General features: G+C 46.9%; 2 tRNA genes and 3 rRNA genes. All 5 read right to left on the bottom strand.

The features are described from left to right. Positions 1 to 31: 31 nt before the first annotated feature. The 5 genes from rrf to ACYVBM_RS19775 all read right to left on the bottom strand — a co-directional run bounded on the left by rrf (position 32) and on the right by ACYVBM_RS19775 (position 5,388). Positions 32 to 143: ribosomal RNA gene (rrf, locus tag ACYVBM_RS19795) — 5S ribosomal RNA — on the bottom strand. A gap of 103 nt (positions 144 to 246) precedes the next feature. Then, a 23S ribosomal RNA gene (locus tag ACYVBM_RS19790) occupies positions 247 to 3,043 on the bottom strand. Between the two features lie 333 nt (positions 3,044 to 3,376). Then, positions 3,377 to 3,450: transfer RNA gene (locus tag ACYVBM_RS19785), tRNA-Ala, on the bottom strand. Positions 3,451 to 3,537: 87 nt separating this feature from the next. Further along, positions 3,538 to 3,612 (bottom strand) — tRNA-Ile (locus tag ACYVBM_RS19780). Positions 3,613 to 3,862: 250 nt separating this feature from the next. Beyond that, positions 3,863 to 5,388 (bottom strand): 16S ribosomal RNA (locus ACYVBM_RS19775). Together the 16S, 23S and 5S rRNA genes with 2 tRNA genes alongside form the textbook arrangement of a ribosomal RNA operon. Positions 5,389 to 5,639: the final 251 nt, after the last annotated feature.

Genomic DNA, 5,639 nt, shown 5'->3' with positions numbered 1-5,639 from the left:
AGCCTCACATTTTTGTGAGGCTCTCTAAGAAGAATGGCAGCTACCTACTCTCCCGCATTGTGGTGCAGTACCATCGGCCTTAAGGGGCTTAACTTCTCTGTTCGGTATGGGAAGAGGTGAACACCCTTGGTATAACCACCATAAAAAGGTTCTCATTTTATCCCGCCCCTTCAGGAGCGGTTAGGTGAGGTAATAAGTTAACATATTGGAAAAAATTTAAAAATTAGAAGAGTACCTAACATAATAAAATTAAAGCGTACGGGCAATTAGTACTACTCGGCTTTGATGTTACCACCTTTACACCTGTAGCCTATCAACGTCATAGTCTCTGACGGCCCTTAAAAGTAAACTCATCTTGAGATAGGTTTCACGCTTAGATGCTTTCAGCGTTTATCCTGTCCGTACTTAGCTACTCAGCACTGCACCTGGCGGCACAACTGATACACCAGCGGTACGTACGACCCGGTCCTCTCGTACTAAGGTCATGTTCTCGCAATTTACTAACGCCCACCACAGATAGGGACCGAACTGTCTTGCGACGTTCTGAACCCAGTTCACGTGCCACTTTAATCGGCGAACAGCCGAACCCTTGGGACCTTCTCCAGCCCCAGGATGTGACGAACCGACATCGAGGTGCCAAACCTCCCCGTCGATATGAGCTCTTGGGGGAGATCAGCCTGTTATCCCCGGAGTACCTTTTATCCTTTGAGCGACGGCCCTTCCATACAGAACCGCCGGATCACTTTAGCCGACTTTCGTCCCTGCTCGGCCTGTTTGCCTCACAGTCAAGCTCCCTTTTACTAATGCGCTCTGCGTACGATTACCAACCGTACTGAGGGAACCTTTGCAAGCCTCCGTTACGCTTTAGGAGGCGACCACCCCAGTCAAACTACCCACCATGCACTGTTTCCCTAACGGGATTAGATCCTAAATCAAAGAAGGTTGGTATTTCAACGACCGCTCCACACTACCTGGCGGCAATGCTTCATAGCGTCCCAACTATACTACACATCCGTAATTCAAAATCAATGCAAAGTTGTAGTGAAGGTTCACGGGGTCTTTCCGTCCCGTGGCGGGTAACCGGCATCTTCACCGATACTACAATTTCACCGGGCTCGTGGAGGAGACAGCGTTCAACTCATTAGACCATTCGTGCAGGTCGGAACTTACCCGACAAGGAATTTCGCTACCTTAGGACCGTTATAGTTACGGCCGCCGTTTACTGGGGCTTCAGTCAGAAGCTTTGGATTGCTCCGAACATCCTTCCTTAACCTTCCAGCACCGGGCAGGTATCAGGCTCTATACGTCATCTTTCGATTTTGCAGGGCCCTATGTTTTTGTTAAACAGTTGGTTGAACCATTTCACTGAGACCGCATCACTGCGGTACGCTTTATCCCGAAGTTACAGCGTCAATTTGCCTAGTTCCTTCTCCACGGCTCACCCGAGCGCCTTAGAATACTCATCCCGTCTACCTGTGTCGGTTTGCGGTACCGGCTGCTATACTCGCTTTTCTTGGAAGAACTTTCACCACTGCGCTTCACCCGAAGGATCCACTCTGCTAATCCGTCAGCTTATGTGGCTAGCATTCTCCGTCACTTTTAATGCATAGCAGGCGCAGGAATATTAACCTGCTTTCCATCGTCTACCCCTTTCGGGTTTGACTAAGGACCGGGCTAACCCTGATCCGATTAACGTTGATCAGGAACCCTTAGACTTTCGGCGATAAGGTTTTTCACCTTATTTATCGTTACTTATGCCTACATTTTCTTTTCTAACAGCTCCAGCATACGTCACCGCACACCTTCAATGCCATTAGAATGCTCCCCTACCGATATACCACCTGGTGGCAATCATAGAGCTTCGGTTCATAGTTTAATACCCGATTATTTTCCGCGCAGAGCCTCTCGACCAGTGAGCTGTTACGCACTCTTTAAATGAATTGCTGCTTCCAAGCAAACATCCTGGCTGTTATTGAAACTCTACATCGTTTGTTTAACTTAACTATGTATTGGGGACCTTAGCTGCTATTCTGGGTTATTTCCCTCTCGGCCATGGACCTTAGCGCCCACAGCCTCACTCCCGGTAAACATCTGTTAGCATTCGGAGTTTGTCAGGGTTTGGTAGGCGGTGAAGCCCCCTAGCCCAATCAGTAGCTCTACCTCTAACAGACTTATAAAACCGAGGCTGTTCCTAAAAACATTTCGGGGAGAACGAGCTATCTCTCAGTTTGATTGGCCTTTCACCCCTATCCACAGGTCATCGCAAGACTTTTCAACGTCAACGCGTTCGGTCCTCCAGTGTGTGTTACCACACCTTCAACCTGCCCATGGATAGATCACAAAGTTTCGCGTCTACCCCCACTGACTAAGCGCCCTGTTCGGACTCGCTTTCGCTACGGCTCCGTTTGTAAAAACTTAACCTCGCCAGTGAGGAGTAACTCGTAGGCTCATTATGCAAAAGGCACGCCGTCATCCATTGCTGGACTCCGACCGCTTGTAGGCGTACGGTTTCAGGTACTATTTCACTCCCTTATTTAGGGTGCTTTTCACCTTTCCCTTACGGTACTGGTTCACTATCGGTGTCTGAGGAGTATTTAGCCTTACCAGATGGTGCTGGCAGATTCAAGCAGGATTCCTCCGGTCCCGCCCTACTCAGGATTCCGCGCGTCCTCATCAATTTACGCTTACACGGCTTTCACGCTCTATGGCTTAATTTTCCAAAAAATTCAGCTTGATGATGATTTCTAAATGCGGTCCTACAACCCTCATGGAGCACGCCCCACAAGTTTAGGCTCTTCCCCGTTCGCTCGCCACTACTTAGGGAATCATTTGTTATTTTCTTTTCCTCCGCCTACTTAGATGTTTCAGTTCAGCGGGTTGGCTCTCTTTCGAGTAATATACCTTCAGTATATTAGGTTGTCCCATTCGGAGATCCGGGGATGTAATACTCGTGTGCAGTTCCCCCCGGCTTTTCGCAGCTTACCACGTCCTTCGTCGCCTCTCAGACCCAAGGCATCCACCATACGCCCTTAATTGCTTTAAAAAAGTTTATAAAACTTAATTAATATGAGGCCAGCATCGCTGCTGGACTTCTTTATTTAGTTTGTTGTAGTTGTTACCCGACCACATTGCTTCAGACCAACCAATAAAATGGTGATTTCTACAATTATGATCGATAAACTTGTTAGGTACTCTCCTAACAATATTTTTTTCCAATATGTCAAAGAACTTTTTCAATCTGACAATTAGCCAATCTGCTAATGCCACAATGAAATTGTAGATAATTATGGCTGCGAACCACTTCCAACCTCTCAGGTATTATCTTATCTTAAGAACTTAATTCTAAATTTAAAATTCTACATTCTAAATTTAAAAGTGGAGGATATCGGAGTCGAACCGATGACCCTCTGCGTGCAAGGCAGATGCTCTAGCCAACTGAGCTAACCCCCCATGTTTAGTTGACAGGTTAACAAGTTGACAGGTTGAAAAGGATTTTCCTTGTTAACCTTTAAACTTTTCAACTACAACTTCTCCAAGTAGACCCGACCAGATTTGAACTGGTGACCCCTACATTATCAGTGTAGTGCTCTAACCAGGCTGAGCTACGGATCTAGAATAATGTGCCAATGTGATAACTAGCTAATATGCTAATGATAAATCTATAATTATCCGTTGGCTTTAGATCGCCCTACTCAAATTGGCCATCAGGTCGTATGTAAAGAACTTTGTTCAGTTGACAAGTTTATAAGATAATAGGTTGATAAGGTAATTCCCATTGTCAACTTTTAAACATCTCAACTTTTCAACTTCAATAATATTGAAAGAATAGGAAACAACAGCACCGGTAAATCGTATGCTCTAAAAAGGAGGTATTCCAGCCGCACCTTCCGATACGGCTACCTTGTTACGACTTAGCCCCAATTACCAGTTTTACCCTAGGCAGCTCCTTACGGTTACCGACTTTAGGTACACCCGGCTTTCATGGCTTGACGGGCGGTGTGTGCAAGGTCCGGGAACGTATTCACCGTATCATTGCTGATATACGATTACTAGCGATTCCAGCTTCACGCAGTCGAGTTGCAGACTGCGATCTGAACTGAGAGACGTTTTTTGGGATTAGCTTCACATCACTGTGTCGCAACCCTTTGTACGCCCCATTGTAGCACGTGTGTAGCCCTGGGCATAAAGGCCATGATGACTTGACATCATCCCCTCCTTCCTCGCGTCTTACGACGGCAGTTTCACTAGAGTTCCCAGCGTTACCTGATGGCAACTAGTGATGGGGGTTGCGCTCGTTGCGGGACTTAACCCAACACCTCACGGCACGAGCTGACGACAGCCATGCAGCACCTTGCTTTGTGTCTATTGCTAGAAAAACCACTTTCATGGTTCGCCACGCGCATTCTAGCCCAGGTAAGGTTCCTCGCGTATCATCGAATTAAACCACATGCTCCACCGCTTGTGCGGACCCCCGCCAATTCCTTTGAGTTTCAATCTTGCGATCGTACTTCCCAGGTGGGATACTTAATGCTTTCGCTCAGACACACACTGTGTATCGCGTATGTCGAGTATCCATAGTTTAGGGCGTGGACTACCAGGGTATCTAATCCTGTTTGATCCCCACGCTTTCGAGCCTCAGTGTCAATATATGTGTAGCCAGCTGCCTTCGCAATTGGTGTTCTATGTCATATCTATGCATTTCACCGCTACATGACATATTCCGCTAACCTCCACAATATTCAAGACTGATAGTATCAACGGCAGTTTCCGAGTTAAGCTCGGAGATTTCACCACTGACTTACCAACCCACCTGCGCTCCCTTTAAACCCAGTGAATCCGGATAACGCTTGCACCCTCCGTATTACCGCGGCTGCTGGCACGGAGTTAGCCGGTGCTTATTCATATGGTACCGTCAGTTGAACTAGAAAGTCCCTTTTTCGTCCCATATAAAAGAAGTTTACAATCCAGAGGACCTTCATCCTCCACGCGGCATGGCTGGTTCAGAGTTTCCTCCATTGACCAATATTCCTTACTGCTGCCTCCCGTAGGAGTCGGGCCCGTGTCTCAGTGCCCGTGTGACTGGTCGTGCTCTCACACCAGTTAATGATCATGGGCTTGGTGGGCCGTTACCCCGCCAACTACCTAATCATACGCACACCCGTCTCCTAGCGTGTTGCCACTATAATATCAGTGAGATGCCTCACCAACATCTTACGGGGTATTAATCCAAGTTTCCCTGGGCTATCCCCCACTAAAAGGAAGGTTGTGTACGTGTTCCGCACCCGTTTGCCGGTCTCTAGAAGAGCAAGCTCCTCTATACCCCTCGACTTGCATGTATTAAGCCTGCCGCTAGCGTTCATCCTGAGCCAGGATCAAACTCTCCGTTGTAAATGAGTTTGATTTACTGACTTGTCTTATTTACTCTAAAGAGAAATTCAACGTGTCAAAAATCCAAATGTTATTCGCTTTCTGACTTACCTTTCGTGTTACTCATTTAATTAAGTAACTGATTGTGCTATTGCTTCCAAACTTTCAAAGAACTTCTCCGGAAATTACCGAACATATTCGCCCGGACCGAAACTGATGATATCAGCGGAATTGAACCACTACAGCGCCTCAAACGCTATATCATTTTTTGT

The sequence above is a fragment of the Niabella aquatica genome, from assembly GCF_054779315.1.
The sequence above is the reverse complement of the archived record's forward strand: the minus strand, read 5'-3'. Positions and strand labels throughout refer to the sequence as shown.